Consider the following 21,400-nt stretch of genomic DNA (forward strand, 5'->3'; position numbering starts at 1 on the left):
TGATATCTTTCCGGTATCGGACATCCACAGCTATTACCGGCATCTGTTTGTCCGATATCTTTCCATTATCGGACAAACACAACCCTTGCAGGCACCAACTTGTCGGATATCTTACTGTTATCGGACATTTAGCTCGCAGCACTACCGCACATGTGCAAACAAAAATCCCCTGCTCACACATTTAGCGTGTGAGCAGGGGATTTTGTATTTGTTTAGTCCAAATCTTCGCCATTGCTGGCAATGGCTTTTTGGTACCAGTAGAAGGAATCCTTCTTCAGGCGATTCAAGCTGCCTGAACCGTCGTTGTTACGGTCCACATAGATGTAGCCATAACGTTTCGCCATCTCACCAGTCCCGGCCGAAACCAAGTCGATGCAGCCCCAAGAGGTGTAAGCGACGAGATCCACGCCGTCCAACACAATCGCATCACGCATCGCCTTGACGTGGTCGCGGAGATAGGAGATGCGGTAATCGTCATGGATTTGGCCGTCGACAATTTCATCCACAGCTCCCAGTCCGTTTTCGACAACCATCAGCGGCAGTTGGTAACGGGAATGGAACGTGTTCAAAGAAACGCGCAGACCCAATGGATCGACTTGCCAACCCCATTCCGATTCCGCCAAGTATGGGTTCTTCTCGCCCATCAAAGCATTGCCTTCACCCGGCACGCCGGATTGCGCAAAGCTGGCTGCGCTGGAAGCATAGTAGCTGAAGGAAATGAAGTCGACCGTATGTGCAGCCAAGATTTCCTCGTCGCCTTGTTCGAACGTAACGTTGATGCCCTTAGTGGCGAAGTAAGCCAGTTTGCTCGGCGGATAGTAACCTCGGGCATGGACATCCGAGAAGAACAGTTTTTCTTCTTCTTTTCGTTGCGCAGACCAAACGTCTTCCGGTTTTGCCGACAACGGATAAACCGGCGCATAGGCGATCATGCAGCCGATGCGGTTCTCGGGATCGATTGCCCTTGCTGCCTTAGTAGCCAAAGCGCTGGCGACGAACTGATGATGCAAGGCTTGGTACATGATTTCTTCCTGGCTTTCGCCCGCTTCAGCTTTCGAACCAATCGAAATCTGCGGTAGGAACGTCGCCATGTTGATTTCATTAAAGGTCAGCCAATAATTGACTTTCCCTTGATAGCGTTCAAATAAAGTTGTCGCATATCTTTCGAAAAAGCCGATCAGTTTGCGGTTTTTCCAGCCGCCGTAGTGGTCGACCAGATATTGCGGCATTTCGAAATGGGAGATCGTCACCAATGGTTCGATGCCGTATTTCGCCAATTCATCGAAGACATCATCGTAAAAGGCCAAGCCCGCTTCGTTCGGTTCCAGTTCATCGCCATTCGGGAAAATCCGCGTCCAAGCGATGGACATCCGGAACATCCGGAGACCCATTTCGGCGAACAAAGCGATATCTTCCTTGTAGCGGTGATAGAAATCGATTCCGATGTGCGAAGGGTAGTAGTCGCCGACTCCGGCAAAACGTTCGGCAAAGTCGCGCGAGCAGGTCAGTTGGTCGATGACCGACGGGCCTTTCCCATCAGAGTCCCAACCTCCTTCAAATTGATTGGCGGCTGTAGCTCCGCCCCAGAAGAAACCTTCTGGAAATCCTTTACCTGCTGACATGGCTATTCCTCCTATTTCTGTACCAAAGAGGCGCCGTTTGTTGCGATGACTTCTTTGTACCAGTTGAATGATTTTTTCTTGTAACGATTCAGTGTGCCGGATCCGTCGTCGTGACGATCAACATAGATGAAGCCATAGCGTTTCTTCAATTCTGCAGTCGAAGCGCTAACCAAATCGATGCAGCCCCAAGTCGTGTAACCCATCAGATCCACACCGTCTGCGATTGCTTCGGCAACCTGCACCAAGTGGTCGTTCAAGTAGTTGATGCGGTAGTCGTCGTTGACAGTCATTTGGCCGTCTTCGCCTTCAACCAGCTGGTCGACTGCACCCAAACCATTTTCAACGATGAACAATGGTTTTTGGTAACGATCCCAGAAAGTGTTCAGGATGACACGCAATCCTTTTGGATCGATCTGCCAGCCCCACTCGGAAGCCTCCAAGTATGGATTATGGATACCGCCCAAGATATTGCCTTCGCCTGCTGCTCTCTTGGCAGGATCAGCCGTTTCCGTGGAACTCATATAGTAGCTGAAGGAAACAAAATCGACAGTGTTCTTCAGGATTTCTTCGTCTTCCGGCGTGATGTTCAACTCGATGCCGTTTTCGCGGAAATAGCGTTTCATGTAGCCAGGGTATGTGCCGCGTACATGGACGTCCGAGAAGAAGAAGTTTTGGCGGTCCGCTTCCATCACCGCGATGATATCGTCAGGATGGGAAGTCAACGGATAAGTCGGCATTGCGATGACCATGCAGCCGATTTTGAAGTCCGGATTGATTTCGTGGCCGATTTTTGTCGCCAAAGCACTGGCTACCAACTCATGGTGGCAAGCTTGGTACAGATCGGATTTCGACAATTTTTCAGGAGCTGTCGCAATCCCGCCGCTCATGAATGGTGCGTGGATGATTGAGTTGATTTCGTTGAACGTCAACCAGTATTTGACTTTGTCTTTGTAGCGCGTGAAGACCGTGCGCACGTAGTTTTCGTAGAAACCGATCATTTTGCGGTTAACCCAGCCGTCATATTCGCGCGCAAGGTGCAGCGGCGTTTCGTAGTGGGATAGAGTAATCAGCGGCTCGATGCCGTATTTTGCCAATTCATCGAACATGTCATCGTAGAACTGCAGGCCAGCTTCGTTCGGCTCCGTTTCGTCGCCGTTCGGGAAGATGCGTGTCCAAGCGATCGATGTGCGGTATGTTTTGAAGCCCATTTCCGCGAACAAGGCGATATCTTCTTTATAACGGTGGTAGAAGTCGATCCCTTCCAATTTCATGTTGTCAGGTGTAGGACCATCAGTGATCGGCCCGAATCCTCCTTGAGGGGTTACGTCCTGAACGGAAAGCCCCTTTCCGTCAACATTATAAGCACCTTCGTATTGGTTAGCGGCTGTTGCGCCACCCCATAAAAATCCTTTTGGAAATACTGTTTGCATGTGATTGCTCCTATTCTTTTTCTGGTTCTATTTTATGCACGGGCCTGACTCATTGCGGTACAGTCCCGAATTATGAAAAATCATCCCAAATGGGTTCGGGCGCCTGAGACCACAAACCAAATCCCCGAATATCTGGTTTTTATTCGGGGACATGGCTTGCGGTCTAGGTTTTTTTCCCGGATATCTGGTTTTTATCCGGGAATATTGCTTGCGGTTGAGATTGATTTCCCGAATACTTGGGCTTCATTCACTACAATTATTTGTGATCGATTCCGATTTGACTGATATCTTTCGTTTATGCGATGACAGTCAGCAGATAGTCGCCGTCAGTCAATGTTGCTTCTTTCGTCGTGATGATATCCAAGTAGTCATTGCTGTTTGTGACGATGATCGGAGTGATGATTTCATAACCTGCTTTTTGGATAAAGTCGATGTCGAATTCCAACAACAATTGGCCAGCTACTACTTTATCGCCTTGTTGCACATGACTCGTGAAGCCTTTACCTTCCAATTGGACCGTATCCATTCCGACGTGAATCAGGATCTCTGTTCCATTTTCAGTCGTCAAACCGATCGCATGTTGTGTTGGGAACAAAAGTGTTACAGTTGCGTTTGCGGGAGCATAGACTTCACCGACAGTCGGACGGATCGCGATTCCTTTACCAAGTGCGCCAGTCGCAAAAGCTTCATCCGGAACATCTGACAAGAGAACCATTTCGCCGATCATTGGGCTAGCAACCAAGTCTTTTTCAGCAGCTGCGCTCAAATCTTTTTTCATTGCTTCTACGACTACAGAGTTTGTGTTCAGTGTTGTTGCTGTATTTGTTGCAGTTGCTGTAGTTTCAGTTTCTCCGTAAAGAACTGGAATTTTTGAGAAGAAGACAAGGATGAAGCCGGAAACAAGCCCTACAGTACACACGATGATGGAAGCCCAGAAATTGAAAGTCATTGATCCGTTTGCTTCCAGGTAGCTAGGGAATGAGAATACTCCCAAGCCACCCATACGGTAGCTTGTCAATTTGAAAACACCTGCCACGACACCGGAGATGGCACCAGCAATACAGCTCAATTGGAATGGACGTTTCATCGGCAAAGTGATACCGTAAATGGCTGGTTCCGTTACACCGAACAAGCCGGAAATCATAGCAGGGATACTTAACTGTTTCACTTTTGCTTCTTTAGTCTTCATGTAAATTGCGATGATGGCACCTGTCTGGGCGAAAGAAACACCTAATACAGTTGACAACAATTGATCATAGCCTTGCGTCGCAAAGTTGTTGATTGCAATCGGAATCAAGCCCCAGTGCAAGCCGAACATGACGAATACTTGCCAGCCGCCGCCCAACAATGCTCCGGCGACGATTGGGCTTAAGTTATAGATCCATGATACGCCAGCACCAAGCAACGTAGCAGCCCACGAGGAAATCGGTCCGACAAACAAGATTGTCAAGGGAACGACGATTAACAAGGTTAAGAAAGGCACCATGAACAATTTCACAACATCCGGTACGACTTTCTTCAAGACATTTTCAACTTTTGAACCTAGGAAGACGGCCAACAGAATCGGCACAACCGATGAAGCGTAGCTCATCATGATGACCGGCAAACCTAAGAAAGTCATGAAGATCGGCGATTCAAAAATGGTACCAGCGAACAAAGTGTACAATGGATCGATTCCTGCAGGATTGACCATGCCTGGATATACCATTGCGGTTGCGACTGCCATCGCAGTAAAGCTGTTCATTTTAAAATGTTTGCTAGCGGTGAAAGCAAGGAAGATCGGCAGGAAGTTGAAGAATCCGTCACCGGCTGCTTGAATCAGGACATAGGCCCCATCTGTTGCAGGAATACCGAAAGCCAACAACAAAGCCGCCAGACCCTTCAGCATCCCTGTAGCTGCCAAAGGTCCCAAAATTGGTTGGAAGATTTTTGAAATCATATCGATGAACTGATTGAACAGGCTGCCTTTCGGACCTTCGTCCTCCGCTTCCACTTCGCCGCCGCCGTTCAATCCGCCGACTGCGTTGACCGCTGCGTAGACGTCAGGTACGTGGTTGCCGATGACGACTTGATACTGTCCGCCGCTTTGGATGACGGTAACGATACCTTCGAGTTTTTTCAGGTATTCCGTATCCGCTTTGCTTTCGTCAACCAATTTGAAACGCAGACGCGTGATGCAGTGAGCCAAGCTGCGGACGTTTTCTTTGCCGCCCACATGAGCCAAAATGTCTTTTGCTAATTCTTCATATTTCATGTTGTATCCCTCTTTTTCTATTATTTTTTATAAAAAAAACCTAAATAGAGAGCATGGGAATTTCTTCCCCGCTGTCTACTTAGGTTTTGCCTGCTTTACCAGTAACAATCCTCTTGAGAGCATTTTAGGTATTCACTTTTGCTGCACGACCCGATGGATATGGATTGTGAGGTAAACAAGTTCGTCGGTCCCGACTTGAAAATGATGGGCAGCTCCGACATAGGTCGATATTTTGTTGGCACAGGTATAGGCAGCCGGATAGTTTGCCTTCACTTGCTCCACCAAGAAGGTATCTGGAGCCGTCTGGAAAACTTCTCCCATGACGACTCGCTGTGCAAAGTACTGAAGATGGGTGTAGAAACGATTATAGGAAATCGATTCTTCATCGAAGGCGACTCCGAAATGCAAGCGGACGATGTTCAGGATGTCCTGAACGATACGGGTCACTTTCATCGTCTCTTCGATCATTTGCCCTTCCTTCTGAGCATTCACGAAATGAAGCGCGATGGATGTCGCTTCATCGGGTGCCATTATGACACCGGTGTGCTCCGCGATGAGTTCCAGCCCGATTTTGCCGAGCTCGTATTCCCGTCGATAGAACTTCTTCACTTCGAAGGCCAAAGGATTGGTCAAAACGATCCCTTCCTTTGTCCGCTGGATGGCGTAATGGATATGGTCGGCAAGCGTCAGGTAGACGTTTGCTTGGAAGATATGATTCAGCCGAGTCTCGGCTTCTTGGATGATCTTAAAAATGGCATCTGATTCTTCTTGCGGTAAATCCTGATAAATGGCCTTTAATTGATCTGCTGAATCATTTTCCTGGATAACGAAGGTTTTCTCGATCAAAGACTTATCGAAAACGTCCCCTGATCTTTTCTGGAAACCGATCCCTTTTCCCATCACAATGACTTCGGATGAATCGCCGGCTTTCGCCAGGACCACGTTGTTATTGTAGACTTTTTCAATCTTCATCGATTATCCCCATTCCCCCTTCCATTAAAAAAAACCTAAACTAACACCAAATGATGTGCACATCATCTCGTATCAATTTAGGTTTTGCCTGCACAACCAGTAACAATCCTATGAACAACATGTTAGCACTTCCAATAAAAAGATGCAAGCCCTTTCCATAAAAAAATCTCATTTTCATTTAGCGCGTTGTTGGAACAGCATTTTTTTGAAAACTAATGTTATTCGCTTTATGACTAATGTGCTGCGGAGCAGCATTCTGCGGTAAAAAGATGGATTGTTTGCGTTTATTCATGTTTTTGACCACATTTCGCGCCGAAAAGATGAATTCTTTTTAGTTATTCATCTTTTTGGCCGTACGCCGCATCAAAAAGATGGATTCTTTATTTTTATTCATCTTTTTGGCCTACATTCTGACTTCTGATGAAAGAGGCTGCCCGCTATGGAGGCAGCCTCTGGATTAGGCACGTTCTTTGGTTGTCATCATTTTACGGAAAACATAGCGGTTGTTCAACAGGTTCACGAAATGCTGCGTCACCGTACCGGTGAACAGCATGGCGAATATGGTCCCGAGCCCGACTCCAGCGATTCCTTCCAGAAACAACAACGAGAAGACAACGCTCAACCCGACGCAAACGGCGTCGAATCCAGTCTTCATCTGCTTGACGGTTAGTCCGAAATGCTCGGACATTTCGCGCACGAACAGGTCGAACGGAAGCGCAGGCAAACGGCAATTCAGCATCAGACTGATCCCAAGCGACAACATGAAAAATCCGGTGAAAAAGAACACGATCCGCAGCGGTATGTTTGCGACAATGCCCGAAAAAAGCAATTCAAAGAAATCCAGCAGGTAGCCGAACAGCAATGCCAATGCAATCGAAAAGACATATCCCAAAAACTTCCGCGTAATCAGAGCCATCACCACCACAAGGACCACTTGGAAGAGAAAGTTCCAGCTGCCGATCGTCACGTGCGCAAACATTTCGTTCAACACCACAGGCACGGACGAGATCGTCGACACCCCTAATTCGCTTTTGATCATCAATGAAACAGCAATGGCGTTGCACATTACGCCCATCGCCAAGGCAAGTTCACTTGCCAACACTTTTTTCTCCATATCGTCCTCCTTATTCTTTCTTTCGCATTTTTTACTTTTTGATGACCAGCCCCAGCATCACAACGAAGGCCAACGCCTGTTCTTCACTGACGATCGCACCTTTGAGATCTTCAAGCGTGACGCTGATGCGTTCAAATCGGCAAGTGCTGATATCGATCGCCTTCAAAGGCGTACCAGTGAAATTGATTCCGGAAAGTTCGCACTCCGAAAAATCGACTTTCTTTAGTTTGCAGGTATAAAAATCGGCTTCATTCAGGCGGCAGTTCTCGTAACGGACATTCTTCTGCTTGCTGAATCCGAAAGCCGCCATCTGCAAATTGCATTCTCGGAATAGCACATCCTCGAAGACCCCTTCGGTCATTGAGGTACCGATGAGGCGGCAATTCACGAAGCGGACACGTTTCATCGTCACTTCATCCAGTTGCACATTGGCGAAATCACAGCTTTCGAAGATGACATCCCGCAAGTACAATTGTGGCACTGTCGCTTCGCTGAAAGTCACGTTCTAGAATCTGACTTCGGTGAACTCCACTCCCCGTCTGTCGCAGAGATCGATGGCAATATCTTTGAACAGGGCATGCTCTATGTATGGTTCATCCGGATCGAAACAGTCGGCGAAATTTTTTTCGGGCAAATCTTTTGGCAGAACGGGTTCCATGATCTTGGCGGGCACTTGCTTCATTCCTTCCTGATGATTCTCTTTCTTTTAGTATACCTGAATAATCGACGCTTAGATATCAAAGCTTGACCGAGCCACCCTTTCGTCTGCAGTGATATAATGGAGGCAAGGAAACTGGTTAAGGGGGAATCAAGATGGATCGCACATTTGATCAAGTGTTTCGGGGGTCGGCTTTCACGAGCAGGTCGCCTCAGGAAGTGAGCGTATTGGAGGATTGTTTGTTTTGTCTGGATGAGAAAGGCTTGATCCGGCGCATCCTGAAGCCACAGGATCATGATTACGAAACGGTCTTGGCCACCTACAGCGGAACCGAAAAATTTCGCGAACTTGCTGACGGACAGTATTTCCTGCCGGGGTTCATCGATCTGCACATCCATGCACCACAATGGGCGCAGGCCGGCACTGCCATGGACATCCCTTTGCATGATTGGCTGAATACCTATACTTTCCCGCTGGAATCGAAATTCTCCGATCTGGATTTCGCCCGCAAAGTCTATCAGGATCTCGTCACAACTTTATTGGCGAACGGAACGACTACTGCGCTCTATTTCGCGACCGTACACAAGGAAGCCAGTTATCTGTTGGCCCAAATCTGCGCCGACAAAGGCCAACGCGGTCTGGTAGGGAAAGTGGTCATGGACGACAAGGAAGAGAATCCGGCGTATTACCGGGATGAAAGCACTGAAGCTGCATTGTCGGAAACAGAAGATTTCATCCAGCTGGTCCAGGAACTGAATAAGACAACCAAACAAGGCGTCTATCCGGTCGTGACTCCCCGCTTCATTCCGAGCTGCACGGATGAAGCATTGGCGGGTCTCGGCGAGTTGGCGAAAAAATACGGCACGCACATCCAATCGCATTGCAGCGAAAGCGATTGGGAGCACAATTATGTCCACGAACGGATGCACAAGAGCGACACCTTTGCGCTCCATGAGATGGGCCTTCTGCAGGATAAAGCGATCATGGCGCACGCCGTCTTCCTTTCGGATGAGGATGCCGATTTGTTTGCCGAAACCGGAACCGCGATTGCGCATTGTCCGATTTCGAATGTCTGCTTCTCAAATGGTGTCCTTCCCGCGGCCCGTTTCACTCGGAAAGGGATAGACATCGGTTTGGGCACTGACATATCCGGCGGCTTCTCCCCCAGTCTTTTCGACAACATCCGCCAAGCTGTCATCTCATCGAGAATGCTGGAGGAAGGCGTCGATCCGTCGCTTGCGGCTCCAGAACGCGGATTGCCGCAATCGCGCATTTCCGCCAACGAAGCGTTCTACTACGCGACTGCTGGCGGAGGACAGAGCCTGAGCTTGCCGATCGGACGATTGGAAGAAAATTACATTTGGGATGTCCAAGTGATCGACGTCAATGCGACGAACGCCAAATTGCCTTTGTTCGATGAAGGGATTTCCATGGAAAATCTGTTGCACAAAATCCTCTTCTTGAGCCGTCCGGAAAACATCCGTGAGGTTTGGGTCCAGGGCGAATGCGTGCACAAACGAACATAATTTTGTCAATGACTGCTCGTATTAACAGATTAAACTCTGTGCTTTTTGCCTATTGATATATTAGAAAGCAATATAGAAGATACCGTGGGGGCGAATAAAATGCCTATATGATCTATTCATGTTAGAATGAAAATAATATACTATTGGAGGATGTTATTATGAACCAAAAACTCGTTGAGATTTGCCTGCGTGTCAGAGATATTGATGCTACTTTAAACTTCTATACTGATCTATTTGATTTTGAAGTTGCCAGCCACAGAAAATTCCCTGAAGATAAGTTTGATTTAGTTTATCTGAATTCTCCCGGTTCTTCAGTACAAATTGAACTCACTTACAATTACGATGCCGAGCCATATAATGTAGGAAATGGCTTCAGTCATTTAGGTGTGACTGTCAGTGACTTAGAAAAAATGCATGAAGTTTGTAAAGCTTCTGCTTACGAAACAGGTGAATTAAAAGGACTTTCAGGCGGCACACCCACCTATTTCTTTGTGACGGACCCTGATGGCTATCGAATTGAAGTAAAGCGCGCAAAATAATTTTTCCAAAATTTCAAATGTAAGCATATCGGATTTTGTGAATATGCTTACATTTACCCAAAAAGAAACACGCAAGCAGCCAAGCGGATGCTTACGTGTTTCTTTTCATTCAAGCTGCTCAAGCAGCGTATGTTTAGACTTTTTCTTTCAAAATGATGTTCAACACCAACGCAACGATTGTTCCTGCCGAGATACCGGATGAGAACAATCCGCTCAAGATGCCCGGCAATTGCGCCACAGTATCCGGAACAAAGGAAACACCCAGACCGACACCCAACGCAGAAGCGACGATAATCATGTTGCGGTTGTTGAATTCAACACGTGACAGAGACTGCACACCGGCAGCAGCAACCGTACCGAACATCAAGATGCCGGCACCACCCAAAACAGGTTGCGGCATGATTGAAATCAAAGTAGCAAATTTAGGGAACAGGCTCATCACAATCATGATGATACCACCCATGATGGCTACTTTACGGGAAGCATTGCGGGTCAAAGGGATCAATCCGGCATTTTGGCTGAATGTAGCGGCTGGACCGGACCCGATGAAAGGCGCGATGAACGAACCGAAACCATCCGCACGGACACCGGCAGCGATTCTTTCATCCGTCAGTTTCGTTTCCGTAACAGCGCCCAATGTCTGCATAACGCCGACTGTTTCAATGACTGTGACCAGATAGCCGGATACAAAAGGAATCGCGTATTCAAGCTTGAAATCGGGAACTCCGAATTTGAAGAATTGTGGTAAGGCGAACCATTCAGCGGCAACGACTTGGCCGAAGTCGACCATACCCAACGGAATGCAGACGACATATCCGATTGCGGCACCGATCAGTACAGCGGCTGGCGCGATTTTGCTTGGTCCGTAATGGTTGATCAAAGCGATGATAAGGAACACGAGCACTGCGATACCGATATTCACCGGATTACCGAAATCCTCAGATCCGAAACCACCACCTGCCCAGCCCATCGCAACGGACATCAGCGTCATCCCCATCAATGAGATAACCGATCCGGTCACTACCGGCGGGAAAAATTTCAACAACGGTTTTACGAAATAGCTCAAAATAATTTCCAACAAAGCACCCAGCATCGTTCCGCCAAGATAGGCAGTGATGCCACCCGCTCCGATGACGGCAGCAGCTGGCGCCACAAAAGCAAAGTCAGTTCCCATTATTGTCGGCAAGCCTGCTCCGACGCGGAACCATTTCGGACCGAAACCTTTTGATTGAATGATTGAAACGATGCCCGAAGCCAACAGCGCTGCGCTGACCATATAAGCAGTATCCTCAACCCCGAAACCTGCGATTCCGGCAATGATAAGCGGTACTGCCACTAAACCACCGAAAGCGGTGATGACGTTTTGAAATCCTAAAACGATTGTCGTGCCTAAATCGGGTTTATCCTCTACCCCATAAGTCAGGCCTGTATGTACTTTCTCTTCCATGTTTCTCCTCCTGATAACGAACATTAATGATTGCAAAACAAAATATAATTCGTTTATTAACGACAAATAAAATTATATCGATATCACATACAATTGTAAAGTGTAAATACCGAATTATAAGGGCTTTCATTATGAGAATCTTCACATCTTCGGGCTAAACCGGGGTTAAAAGCGAACATTACGGATATTTTTTGGGTATTTGTATTGAAAATGACGAATTACGGTTTATAAATCATTGTCAGATACGGGTGCGATGTAGTCCGATTTTTTGTTATACTATATTAAACGAAAAAGATGAATGGAGCATAAGTAATGAAATCAGAAAAATCATACGGAGCTATTGTGCTTTCCAGCAATAACGGCAACCGAAACGTTCTCCTGATCAAGCATGAAACCGGCGGCCCCGCTGTTCATCTAAGCCCAATGCATATCGGTTGGGCCTCAAATCAGATCAGGTAGTTATTGCTGAAAAATAAGGAGTGAGATTTTGACGAAATTAATAATAGATTCAACATGTGACCTAAACGAAGCGATGCGCAAGCATCCCAAACTGGAGTACTTGCCGTTAAACATCATCATCGATGGCGAAAGCTACAAGGACGGCATCGAAATCGATTTGGAACGCGTCTACGAAGTGATGCGCAAAGGAGTGATGCCACAGACTTCACAGATTGACATCGCCAGCCTGTTGGAAATATTGGACCGCAATCGCAAAGCCAACGAAGATCTGATTTATTTATCTTTCTCAAGCGCAATGTCTGGAACACATGCGGTAGCCCACCAAGTATTTGAGATGTACCGTGAAGAATTCCCGGAGATGAAGCTAACCTTGATCGACTCGCAAGGCGGTTGCGGCGGTGCTAGCTTGGCTGCCATCCAAGCCCTGAACTTGTTGGATAATGGCTATCCTCATGATGAAGTTGCACAAACCATCCAAGAAATCGTTGCGTATACTTCCTATTCCTTCACAATCGCCAATCTGGACTGGCTCCAGAAAGGTGGCCGCATCAATAAAGTAACAAGCGTCATCGGTGACAATCTGAACATCAAGCCTTTGTTGACTGTAAAGGCAGGCAAAATCGTGATGGACCAACTCCTGCGCGGACATAACCGTGTCTACAAACGTATCATCAAAAAAACGGTCGACCATATCGGTCCTTATCAAGATCAACTCGTTGTCATCAGCCATGTGGGCGATCCAGAAATCGCACAAACACTCAAAGCAATGCTGAGCGAGACCTTGCCGGAAGCTTCCTTTGTCTTATTAAGGGTAAGCGCGGTTCTGGGCGTTCATCTCGGTATCGGTGGTGTCGGTGTCTTCGCCTTATCTCAATTGCCGGAAAGATATGATAGACGCCCTGCGTTTTTGGAAAAGTAAAATGAAACAAATGAATGGAGCATAAACTATGAAATCAGAAAAATCATGCGGAGCCATCGTGCTCTCCCCAGATAACACCAACCGAAAAGTATTATTGATCAAACATGAAAACGGCGGCCATTGGGCATTCCCGAAAGGCCATGTTGAGGAAGGCGAAACGGAAGTCGAAACAGCATTGAGGGAGATCAAGGAAGAAACCGGCTTGAGCACCGATTTAAGCACCAACTTTCGGAAATCCATCAGCTACTCCCCGGCTCCCGACGTAATCAAAGAAGTCGTCTACTTCATCGCCTTCGCCCACACGGAAACAATCGAAAAACAGGATGCCGAGGTCACCGATTTCGCTTGGATGCCGTTCAACGAAGCTTTGCAAGCCATCACCTATGATAACGACAAAAGCATCCTGCAGTCCGCCATCGATTTCATCGAAGGCATGAAAAACTGATAAAAGCAAAGAAGGGCCGCCTCAAAAAAATGAGGCGACCCTTCTTTGCTTAAAATTGAAAAAATAACGTCTTCTTCTCCGGCGAACGACGGCCTCGCCGGAGGTCATGATGCTTCCAGAGTGTCCTTCTCCGTCGAGCGCAGCGCCACAGGAGGACGGGAGCGATTCAAATCCCCTGCTCCGTCCAACGACAGCTTCACCGGAGTTCAAGCCACCGAACCGCAGAATCTCAACAGATCTTACAATATTTCAGCTCAATTGCGCGTCAAAACGATTTCGACGGCAAACTTATCGTAGCGGTGAACAGAGGTTGAGAACTCAAACGCATTGCCGGTATCGAGATAGCCGACTTGCTCGGCTATCGCCACTGGATCACCCTTTTCCAGTCCAAGCTCCTCCGCTTCAAAATCAGTGGCTTTGCGAACAGAAACCGTCCTATGCGCGCTTTGTATTTTCAAGTGAAGATCCTTTTCGATGAAATCATAAATCGATCCGTTGATATTTTTTTCCTTGATGTTTGGTATCAGATCAATCGGCATATAGATTTTTTCCATCACGGTCGGCTCGTCCTCCACATAGCGTACGCGATAGATGTCGTACACAAAGCTTCCAAGCGAAATATTCAACTTTTTCGCTGCTTCTTCCGGTACTTTCACGATTGAAAAATTCAGTATTTTGCTGTGGACCTTCTTCCCGGCATTGAGCGCAGTCGTGCCGCGGAATTGATTTGCCATCGTCACACGCTCTATTTCCTCCAGGTTCAGGTCCTTCACAAAAGTACCGGAGCCTCTCCTCTTGATAACCAGGCCTTCTGCAACCAGAATGTCTAATGCTTTTTTGACCGTCATTTTGCTTGCATTGTAATGAATGCACATATCTTTTTCGAAGGGAATCTGTTGATTGGCAACGTACTCTCCTTTTACGATTTTATTCCGAATGTCATTGGATATGACGACATATTTTTGCATATTTTAACACTGCTCCTCTAGTTAATGTCTAGCTTTCCAAGATCAAATTAAGTAGATCATCTCTAAAAAGTCTATATTTTTAGCATACACAAAATATGACTTGAAGACAATCATTTCTTCTTCATACTGTCGGAAATCAACAGGCGTCTTCCACCTTTTTACGTTGGGTGGAAGGATCTCTATTCGGCCATTGTCAAGTCCGTCTCTCTAGATACGAAAAAGAGAGCAACACCAAAAACGATGGTGGGCCCTCTTTCGTCGTCTGTCACATTCAAATAGAAAAGAAGTTGTTCAGGATCCATTTGATTTTCAAGCTTGTGGGAACCAATTGCATGAATTTTTGATGGGCCGTCAACTCTTCGATGGCCTTCTCGTTTTTCTCCAGATACGCTACGACATTATCCAGGGAAACATCCCCTCCAGCGAGTCGTTCCACCATTCTTTTTATGTCGGGACCCGTGATCAAGGAGTGTTTGTCATGCAGTTGATATTTTTCGCCCTCAACGGCAATACTCTTGATGAGCAGCAACAACGCGATATTGAACTTAGTCCCCCTGAATGTCACGACACCTATATTCGTCTGGTTGTCCTCATACCAATAGTTTCCGTCATCGTAGTAAAGTTCACTCTTCAGAAAATCAAAATCACGTGTGATCTTGTCATTGTTCAGGGTCAGATACTCTCCGGTCCGCAAGAGTTTTTCCATATTTTCACGAACTTCATTGGAAACGAATCCTTCGTCGCTGATGAATTTCGGGGGTCTTCCTTCTTTCGTCATTTCCACCATGATGCGCTTTGCCTTGACATCGATATCTTTCACGATCCACACCCTGCCTGCCAACAGGATTTTGCTTTCGATTTGGATATCAGGTGTGAACGGCAGGCTGCCGATGCGTTCATGTTGGTAATGGACAGAAAAATCACTTGTCGTGAAAAACAGTGCGTAGAAATCCCTGGAACGCAGCAGACGTTCCCCCTCCAAACCGACAATCGCCTCATCATCCATGATTTCGATGAAATCTTTTTGCACCATGTAATCAATCAACAGCGCCAAATCCGCATCCGAAATCGCCCTCCAGACCGGAAAGGTTTTATTCAGCTGCAACAATTGCGTCATCGGCATACTGACCTTTTGGAAGAGGATCGCCATCACTTGATGCGCCAAAGCATTGTAGGGAGTCTCGATCATTTCCGTCGCGTCCATTTCACCGCGTTCCAGCAAATCCAGTGCGGCATAGGTCTGCAACATTTCCCAGGATTCGTCTTCGACAATGTGCAGGATGCTTTGGTGAGTTCTCCGTCCGCTGCGCCCCAGTCTTTGGCTGAGCGAAGAAGTGGATGGAGGGGATCCATACTGCACCACGCTGTCCACCGATCCGATGTCTATTCCCAATTCCAAGGTGGAGGTACAGGTGATCGTGAACAGCTGATCCTCGTTGTTTTTGGCAAAAAATTCCACTTCTTCACGCAAAAGTTTGTCCACCGATGAATGATGGGCAAAATAGCGGATAGGCGCGTTCTCTTTATTTGCCATCTTATCCAATTTATGGGTGATTTCTTCCACCCTGTTGCGGGAATTCGGAAAAATCAGCATCGTTTCCGTCTTGGAATACTGGTAGATCGCCTCCAAGGATTCCCTTGCGACGAACGGGCCCGCCTCACCACTCGTGTAGTCTATCGTGATGAGCAGGTCATTTTTATCACGGTCCACGAGAATATCCGTATCCCGATTGCTGCCGAAGAAGGCTTTCGCATAGCCGAAATCCTTCTTGTTTAAGGTTGCGCTCATCGCGATGAAACGAGGGGCTTGCATGAATTGGCTGATCCGTTGCAGCAGTGACTGTAGGTGAATACCCCGTTCCGTCCCCAAAAAACTGTGCAGTTCATCGATGATGATCCACTCAACCCCTTTAAAGAGGTGCTGCGCTTCGCCAGGACGATTCACCAACATGCCCTCAATCGATTCCGGTGTGATCAAAAGCACACCTTTCGGTTGATTGACAACTTTCTTTTTCTGGGCCTGGGAAACTTCGCCATGCCAGGGCGTGATCGGTATATCCAAATACTCACTGAGTTCGCTGATGCGCTGAAATTGATCATTGATCAGGGCTTTCAAAGGAGAGATGTACAGCACCTTCAGCCCCGTTTCCCAATCTTCCACGCTGTTCAGCGCCGGGATGAATGCAGCTTCCGTTTTCCCCGAGGCCGTCGGAGCGGACAGAATAAGGTTGTGATCGGTATTGGCAACCTGTTTGATGGCAGCACTTTGAATGTTCGTCAGGCTTGGCCACCCTTTATCATAGATGTACTGCTGGATGTCTCTGCTTAGACTGTCAAATGCCTCCATCAGTAAACCTCTATTTCATCGTGGTCATCTGCGTCCTTCGCTACGACGGACGACTTTCTGCCAAAACGATCCGCAAGGATATGGCTGAAAGAATAGTCCGGATTTTGGCGCTGCAAGGACAGGATTTCGATATAGTCCTTGATGACAGACCGCGGCGTCAAAAATGCCGCAGCTCCCGGCCGGTTCAACTGGTCTTCCATATATTGCTGAATTTCGCTGTCCTTCATTGTCAGCGTCGTTTGATAGGCCGTATTGTATATTTCTAATAACTTGGTCAAAAGGATAAAGATCTCTTCCGGTGTCAGTGGCTTCAAATCGATGACGGTACTGTTCACATTGACATAGTCTTTGTTTTTCATCAATTCGTTACCGAAGCGTGTTTTCAAAGCGCCATAGCTGGCCAATCCTCTTCGTTCGTCATAAACCGTGTGCTTCGTTGCGCCAAAATTGATAAATAGGCCTTTAGCTTCATTGGTTTTCGTTTCGTTATACAGATTGAGGATCATCTCATAATTTTTTTCCCGTGTCAAAGAACGGGGTAATTTGTACAGATTGACTGATTCATCAAAGTTTATGACAAATCCCTTGTAGCCGATCTTCAGGAATAATTCCGCCAGATTTTTCAACGCAATGAGATAGTTCGAATCGTTGATGACGTTCTTGATGCCCAATTCTTTGGAGGCTTCCGTTTTTGTCGTGATATCCCCGCGGATCCAACGAATCGCTTCGATCTGAAGCGACATATTGTCACCCGCAATCCCCTCGAAATACTTCATCAGCGCTTGCCCGAATTCATAGGAAAGCCCCGATGAATAGAAGGAATTCGTTGTCTTCAGGATCGCATTCTCCACCAATTTCCAATGGGTCTTTTCCATCAAAGCAGGAACAGTGAGGCTGTTTTCTGCGGCAATCTGCTCGAGCAGAACCTGAATCCATTGCTGCACGATCGTCTCAATCGCATTCCCGTCGCGGTTATTCTTGATGACGATTTTATTGACGACTTCGTTGTACAGCGCCAATGCTTTCCCGGATGAATCATAGAAACGACGCGTCGGGGTCAAGTCGATCGTAGAGACAACGAAATTCTTTTGCAGCGCCAACGATTCAATCGTCCGCAAAACAAAACTTTTGCCCGATCCGAAATCGCCTACCCAAAACCGCAAATCACTGTTGCCGTCTTCCAATTTTTGTAAGGTGTCGATGATTTCCTTGACCTCATTGCTCCTGCCCACCAGCACATGCTGTACCCCTTTTACCGGAACAACGCCTGCCTCAAGCGAGGCAATAATCGTTTGGGCATCCTTCTTTCTCAGCTTGATTTCAGCCATCTATCCATTCCCTCATTTCTTCCATAAAATCCTCTTCAATGATGACCTGCTGTTGGCTGATCACCAGCACTTGATCATCAAATATTTCATACAATACTTCATTCAATTCTGTGAGATAGGCCTGATGAAGTTTCCCCTTAATTTTTGCCTGTTCCTTGAAATCATCCAAAGATATCCCGTTGCCTGCCACCAACTGTTTCAGGAACAGCATATGCTCAGACTCCTGCTCAGTGTCCGTATTTTCGGTCTCTTCTATAGTAACGGCTGAAATAGATACCGATGTAGCGACCACACTTTCTGCTTCTCGTTGCTCCTCTGCCGGCGACATCTGAATTTCGGCAAAAATGTTCAGGCTCACAGCTGAATCCATCCCTTCGCTGGTTTCATCATCACTCAGGTAAGTGTCGACCATATCAATAATGGTATCCAAAGCAGAATGTGATGCGGAGATTAAGGCAGTATCCAGCTTGATTTCCCTGCGTACAGGTTGCGTGCATTCCTTCAAAAGCTCCGGCAAACTTTCCATCTGGAGATTTGCATCAATCAGCAACTGTTGATAATCGGCCTTTCTGGTTGGATGAATGAAGCCATCCCGTTCTTTTTGCAGCGCTTTTGATACCGGCAAAGCTGCCCTTTCCATTAAAAATGTAAAAATGATGCGCTTATCCGCATCCTCGCTTTGCTTGATCACCTTCGTGGCTATCTTTTTCAAATCCGGATCTTGTGCAACTTCACGAAGCAAGCCGTTGATTCGCTCCAACGGTTGGCTGATGAGCAGATTGGCTGCCTCATGCCAGACAGTCTTGTTAACGTCCCGCAAGGCTGTGATGGTTTGATAATCCAGCTCTAGCTCAACTTCCTGGCTCAGATATGCTTGAATCTTCCTCAACGTTTCATCCGGCAAATATTTTTGCAGATTTTGCAGGCTTTCCTCAGCCGGAACCACGCGGAGACCCTCGACCTCTTGGCGGATCATGTTTTCGGCCAGGAGATAAAGGTCTGCCGGCAAGCGGACCGTTTCTGCCCAGATGCGTTCATCATCCAGTGGCAGGTGGAAATATTTCCTGAAATAATTATTGGGCTTGATCTTCCATTTGATGGATCCATCCTCCAGATCATGCAACACAAGCTGCATCAGGTCTGCGTATTTCCCCAAACAATGGGCCATGACAGCCGGGACTTCCGTAAACCTCGTCGCCCTTTTCCTTAGTTGATTGAAATACTCCATCTCGATCCCGTCAAAAGTTTGTTTGTGGCGCAGCATTCCGGACGGATCCCACCAAACGATTTTGGTGCCGAATTGCGTCAAGCCGAATTGTTTTCTGGTCTCCTCGTCCGGGAATGGTACATTTTCCCGGTACGCATCAACCTCATGCGTAATAATTTTTTGGATGTCCCTGGACAACATGGCCTTCAAGTCATAGGAAAAGAAATCAGCTGCATACATATTGTCCATTCTATAAAACGAGTAGACCACCTCTTTGGATAGCCGATAGATTTCGTCAAAAGCGGTCACATGATAATAGTATCGCTCATATTTCACATGTTTGATGTTTTTATGCTTCTTCTTCAGTTCCACATCGACGATGGCACATAATCTTTCAAATAATTCATTAATCACTTGCTCCGTCTGTCTTGTAAAATTGTCATTCAATCTTACGGGCGGCGAAACGTAGCTGATCCAAGCTCTTTCCGCAGCCTTCTGCTCAGCTCTCTCTTTAGCTTTTTTCTGATACCTCTGCTCCACGATGAGATCTCTTGGTTTGATGAAAGACTCCTCATTATTCACCAATTCAATGATTGATATCTTTTCTTCTTCAGAAAGCTTCTTATTTTTGAATATTTTATTTATGAATTCGAACATTTTGGAGGTCCCCCTTCCCAGTCACAGTAAAGATACGTCCTAAGTATACGTCTAATGGCGCGCACATTCAAGAACGCGTGTTCTGCAAAAAGTGGATTCCCATAACACCAGCTACAAATAGCGTTTGTGTTTTGCAGGTGGTAACATAGTATTATTAGGTGGAATAATCAAAGGAGGCGAATACAATGGAGATAATTAAAACCAGAAAACAGGGGAACTCTGTTATCATAACAATCCCCGCATCATTGGGGGTTGCTGAAGGTGAAGAATTTTACTTGCAACAAAGCTACAATGGCATCATTTCTCTCGTCCCAAAAATTCGTGATTATTTTGAAATTGCAAAAGAAAATGAGTTCAGACAACCCTTGGAACGGGATGAACTGTTCATTCCGCAAGGTAGAGAGGAAATAGAATGAAGAGCGGAAAAGCTGGTTGCATACTGTATTGACGTCAAGTCTACCAAGAGCAAGACAAGACTCTAGTTAAATCAAGCTGAGTTCAAATTAAGCGCTCCCACATATTTGCAAAAGGAGGAAAATCATTATGGTACATTCACAATATGTTGCTTATCCAGCAATTATCGACGACAGAGAAAACACCCCAGGGTCATACACAGTAACTTTTCCGGATGTCCCAGGTGCCATTTCTCAAGGTATTGGAATTCCGGAGGTAATGACAAATGGGGCTGAGGCATTGGCCTTAATGCTTTACGATGAAAAAATTCTTCCAACAGTATCCTTTTTATCAGATGTACAAGCCGATAATCCAGAAGCAATTGTGAGTTACATTGTAAGCGATCTTAGTGAGGCTAATAAAGAAGTAGAATTAGGAGATCCAACTTTTATTATTAACCCTAGCAAATCCGATACTGTTACACTCAACAAAGCCACCTACGACAAGCTGGTTAAGAGAAATATGGAGCTCGAAGAAAAACTCTTTGATATCCGGTTACATAGTCGGATTAAGGAAGGACCTGGCAAGCTCGTTTCTTCTAAAGAAGAAATTGAAGCCACTCAACTACACAACCCCTTCACCTCATTATCCGCTAAGGATTTGTTCGATTAATGGCTGAGCTTATTTTTTTTGGATGACGCTCAAAGATATTGTAAACTAATGGAGAATGAAGAAATAGTATAATTCGCTGACTAAGATATTTTTTATGTGAGGATTGATACCATGCTGACCTGTGTACTTTGAGCTAAAACAGCATACAAGTCACAACTACTACATCCCCCCATTGGCTATTGTTTCCTTACAAAATAGGCTAATTTCAATCCACGCACTCACCAGGAGTGCGACCACTCATTTTGGATTTTCTTGATAAATTTATACAATTTCAATCCACGCACTCACCAGGAGTGCGACATCCCATGCGATTGCGTTTGTACCTTTTTTAGTAGCATTTCAATCCACGCACTCACGAAGAGTGCGACGTGGTGGTGGTGGCCGTATCCCTGGAGGGGTTGCTATTTCAATCCACGCACTCACGAGGAGTGCGACGGCATCGC

The 21,400-nt window shown here is 46.5% G+C and carries 18 protein-coding genes and 1 CRISPR repeat array (1 of these 19 running past the window's edge); of the genes, 6 read left to right on the forward strand and 12 right to left on the reverse strand.

The window, feature by feature from the left end; translation table 11 throughout:
- Positions 1 to 212: 212 nt before the first annotated feature.
- From C7R73_RS01790 to C7R73_RS13700, 7 genes are all read right to left on the reverse strand, one after another.
- Positions 213 to 1,622 carry a 6-phospho-beta-glucosidase gene (locus C7R73_RS01790; RefSeq protein WP_106448861.1) on the reverse strand — a complete coding sequence of 470 codons (1,410 nt, stop codon included), beginning with the start codon at positions 1,620 to 1,622 and terminating at the stop codon, positions 213 to 215.
- Between the two features lie 11 nt (positions 1,623 to 1,633).
- Positions 1,634 to 3,052 carry a glycoside hydrolase family 1 protein gene (locus tag C7R73_RS01795; protein ID WP_106448862.1) on the reverse strand — a complete coding sequence of 473 codons (1,419 nt, stop codon included), beginning with the start codon at positions 3,050 to 3,052 and terminating at the stop codon, positions 1,634 to 1,636.
- Positions 3,053 to 3,347: 295 nt separating this feature from the next.
- The gene (locus tag C7R73_RS01800; protein ID WP_106448863.1) at positions 3,348 to 5,306 is read right to left on the reverse strand and encodes a beta-glucoside-specific PTS transporter subunit IIABC; all 1,959 of its coding nucleotides are present in this window, start codon (positions 5,304 to 5,306) and stop codon (positions 3,348 to 3,350) included.
- A 132-nt stretch (positions 5,307 to 5,438) separates the two neighbouring features.
- Complete coding sequence (gene licT / locus C7R73_RS01805) at positions 5,439 to 6,278, reverse strand: BglG family transcription antiterminator LicT (protein WP_106448864.1); 840 nt, start codon at positions 6,276 to 6,278, stop codon at positions 5,439 to 5,441.
- Positions 6,279 to 6,735: 457 nt separating this feature from the next.
- Complete coding sequence (locus C7R73_RS01810; protein WP_106448865.1) at positions 6,736 to 7,392, reverse strand: YczE/YyaS/YitT family protein; 657 nt, start codon at positions 7,390 to 7,392, stop codon at positions 6,736 to 6,738.
- A gap of 31 nt (positions 7,393 to 7,423) precedes the next feature.
- Positions 7,424 to 7,894, reverse strand: coding sequence for a pentapeptide repeat-containing protein (locus C7R73_RS01815; protein WP_106448866.1), 471 nt, complete (start codon positions 7,892 to 7,894; stop codon positions 7,424 to 7,426).
- A gap of 3 nt (positions 7,895 to 7,897) precedes the next feature.
- Entirely contained in the window at positions 7,898 to 8,074 is a 177-nt protein-coding gene (locus tag C7R73_RS13700) for a hypothetical protein (RefSeq protein ID WP_161525843.1), read from the reverse strand.
- Positions 8,075 to 8,205: 131 nt separating this feature from the next.
- On the opposite strand from C7R73_RS13700, the gene guaD reads away from it, so the two are divergent.
- On the forward strand, positions 8,206 to 9,576 hold the full coding sequence (guaD, locus tag C7R73_RS01820) for a guanine deaminase (protein WP_106448867.1): 1,371 nt from the start codon (positions 8,206 to 8,208) through the stop codon (positions 9,574 to 9,576).
- Between the two features lie 158 nt (positions 9,577 to 9,734).
- Positions 9,735 to 10,115 (forward strand): lactoylglutathione lyase, encoded by a 381-nt coding sequence (gene gloA, locus C7R73_RS01825; protein ID WP_106448868.1) that lies wholly within the window; start codon positions 9,735 to 9,737, stop codon positions 10,113 to 10,115.
- Positions 10,116 to 10,248: 133 nt separating this feature from the next.
- Here the strand turns inward: gloA and C7R73_RS01830 are convergent, their stop codons facing one another.
- The gene (locus C7R73_RS01830) at positions 10,249 to 11,562 is read right to left on the reverse strand and encodes a uracil-xanthine permease family protein (RefSeq protein ID WP_106448869.1); all 1,314 of its coding nucleotides are present in this window, start codon (positions 11,560 to 11,562) and stop codon (positions 10,249 to 10,251) included.
- A gap of 487 nt (positions 11,563 to 12,049) precedes the next feature.
- Between C7R73_RS01830 and C7R73_RS01835 the strand changes: the two genes are divergently transcribed.
- Positions 12,050 to 12,940, forward strand: a complete 891-nt coding sequence (locus tag C7R73_RS01835) for a DegV family protein (protein WP_106448870.1) — start codon at positions 12,050 to 12,052, stop codon at positions 12,938 to 12,940.
- 28 nt (positions 12,941 to 12,968) lie between these two features.
- Positions 12,969 to 13,385, forward strand: a complete 417-nt coding sequence (locus tag C7R73_RS01840; protein WP_106448871.1) for a bis(5'-nucleosyl)-tetraphosphatase — start codon at positions 12,969 to 12,971, stop codon at positions 13,383 to 13,385.
- A gap of 254 nt (positions 13,386 to 13,639) precedes the next feature.
- On the opposite strand, the gene C7R73_RS01845 is transcribed toward C7R73_RS01840, so the two are convergent.
- From C7R73_RS01845 to C7R73_RS01860, 4 genes are all read right to left on the reverse strand, one after another.
- Positions 13,640 to 14,353 carry a GntR family transcriptional regulator gene (locus C7R73_RS01845; protein ID WP_106448872.1) on the reverse strand — a complete coding sequence of 238 codons (714 nt, stop codon included), beginning with the start codon at positions 14,351 to 14,353 and terminating at the stop codon, positions 13,640 to 13,642.
- Between the two features lie 271 nt (positions 14,354 to 14,624).
- On the reverse strand, positions 14,625 to 16,700 hold the full coding sequence (locus tag C7R73_RS01850; RefSeq protein ID WP_106448873.1) for a DEAD/DEAH box helicase: 2,076 nt from the start codon (positions 16,698 to 16,700) through the stop codon (positions 14,625 to 14,627).
- The gene (locus tag C7R73_RS01855) at positions 16,700 to 18,028 is read right to left on the reverse strand and encodes a BREX system ATP-binding domain-containing protein (RefSeq protein ID WP_106448874.1); all 1,329 of its coding nucleotides are present in this window, start codon (positions 18,026 to 18,028) and stop codon (positions 16,700 to 16,702) included. Before C7R73_RS01855 ends, C7R73_RS01850 begins: the two co-directional genes overlap by 1 nt.
- Positions 18,021 to 19,892: a tellurite resistance TerB C-terminal domain-containing protein gene (locus C7R73_RS01860; protein WP_106448875.1), complete on the reverse strand. Its 1,872-nt coding sequence runs from the start codon at positions 19,890 to 19,892 to the stop codon at positions 18,021 to 18,023. Before C7R73_RS01860 ends, C7R73_RS01855 begins: the two co-directional genes overlap by 8 nt.
- Before the next feature lie 185 nt (positions 19,893 to 20,077).
- On the opposite strand from C7R73_RS01860, the gene mazE reads away from it, so the two are divergent.
- Together mazE and C7R73_RS01870 are read left to right on the forward strand one after the other, a co-directional pair.
- Positions 20,078 to 20,308 carry a type II toxin-antitoxin system PemI/MazE family antitoxin gene (mazE, locus tag C7R73_RS01865; protein WP_106448876.1) on the forward strand — a complete coding sequence of 77 codons (231 nt, stop codon included), beginning with the start codon at positions 20,078 to 20,080 and terminating at the stop codon, positions 20,306 to 20,308.
- 127 nt (positions 20,309 to 20,435) lie between these two features.
- A complete protein-coding gene (locus C7R73_RS01870) occupies positions 20,436 to 20,957 on the forward strand; it encodes a type II toxin-antitoxin system HicB family antitoxin (protein ID WP_106448877.1) in 522 nt (173 codons plus the stop codon).
- Between the two features lie 202 nt (positions 20,958 to 21,159).
- A CRISPR array of direct repeats spans positions 21,160 to 21,400; the repeat unit is 32 nt; unit sequence ATTTCAATCCACGCACTCACGAGGAGTGCGAC (it continues 5,691 nt past the right edge of the window).

It is taken from the genome of Trichococcus alkaliphilus (assembly GCF_003008695.1).
Taxonomy (GTDB): Bacteria; Bacillota; Bacilli; order Lactobacillales; family Aerococcaceae; genus Trichococcus; species Trichococcus alkaliphilus.

Coding starts and splice junctions, on each gene's coding strand:
- gloA (WP_106448868.1), top strand. CDS start 9,735: ATGAACCAAAAACTCGTTGAGATTTGCCTGCGTGTCAGAGATATTGAT.
- C7R73_RS01850 (WP_106448873.1), bottom strand. CDS start 16,700: ATGGAGGCATTTGACAGTCTAAGCAGAGACATCCAGCAGTACATCTAT.
- mazE (WP_106448876.1), top strand. CDS start 20,078: ATGGAGATAATTAAAACCAGAAAACAGGGGAACTCTGTTATCATAACA.
- C7R73_RS01800 (WP_106448863.1), bottom strand. CDS start 5,306: ATGAAATATGAAGAATTAGCAAAAGACATTTTGGCTCATGTGGGCGGC.
- licT (WP_106448864.1), bottom strand. CDS start 6,278: ATGAAGATTGAAAAAGTCTACAATAACAACGTGGTCCTGGCGAAAGCC.
- C7R73_RS01860 (WP_106448875.1), bottom strand. CDS start 19,892: ATGTTCGAATTCATAAATAAAATATTCAAAAATAAGAAGCTTTCTGAA.
- C7R73_RS01845 (WP_106448872.1), bottom strand. CDS start 14,353: ATGCAAAAATATGTCGTCATATCCAATGACATTCGGAATAAAATCGTA.
- C7R73_RS01840 (WP_106448871.1), top strand. CDS start 12,969: ATGAAATCAGAAAAATCATGCGGAGCCATCGTGCTCTCCCCAGATAAC.
- C7R73_RS01855 (WP_106448874.1), bottom strand. CDS start 18,028: ATGGCTGAAATCAAGCTGAGAAAGAAGGATGCCCAAACGATTATTGCC.
- C7R73_RS01790 (WP_106448861.1), bottom strand. CDS start 1,622: ATGTCAGCAGGTAAAGGATTTCCAGAAGGTTTCTTCTGGGGCGGAGCT.
- C7R73_RS01795 (WP_106448862.1), bottom strand. CDS start 3,052: ATGCAAACAGTATTTCCAAAAGGATTTTTATGGGGTGGCGCAACAGCC.
- C7R73_RS01810 (WP_106448865.1), bottom strand. CDS start 7,392: ATGGAGAAAAAAGTGTTGGCAAGTGAACTTGCCTTGGCGATGGGCGTA.
- C7R73_RS01830 (WP_106448869.1), bottom strand. CDS start 11,562: ATGGAAGAGAAAGTACATACAGGCCTGACTTATGGGGTAGAGGATAAA.
- guaD (WP_106448867.1), top strand. CDS start 8,206: ATGGATCGCACATTTGATCAAGTGTTTCGGGGGTCGGCTTTCACGAGC.
- C7R73_RS13700 (WP_161525843.1), bottom strand. CDS start 8,074: ATGAAGCAAGTGCCCGCCAAGATCATGGAACCCGTTCTGCCAAAAGAT.
- C7R73_RS01870 (WP_106448877.1), top strand. CDS start 20,436: ATGGTACATTCACAATATGTTGCTTATCCAGCAATTATCGACGACAGA.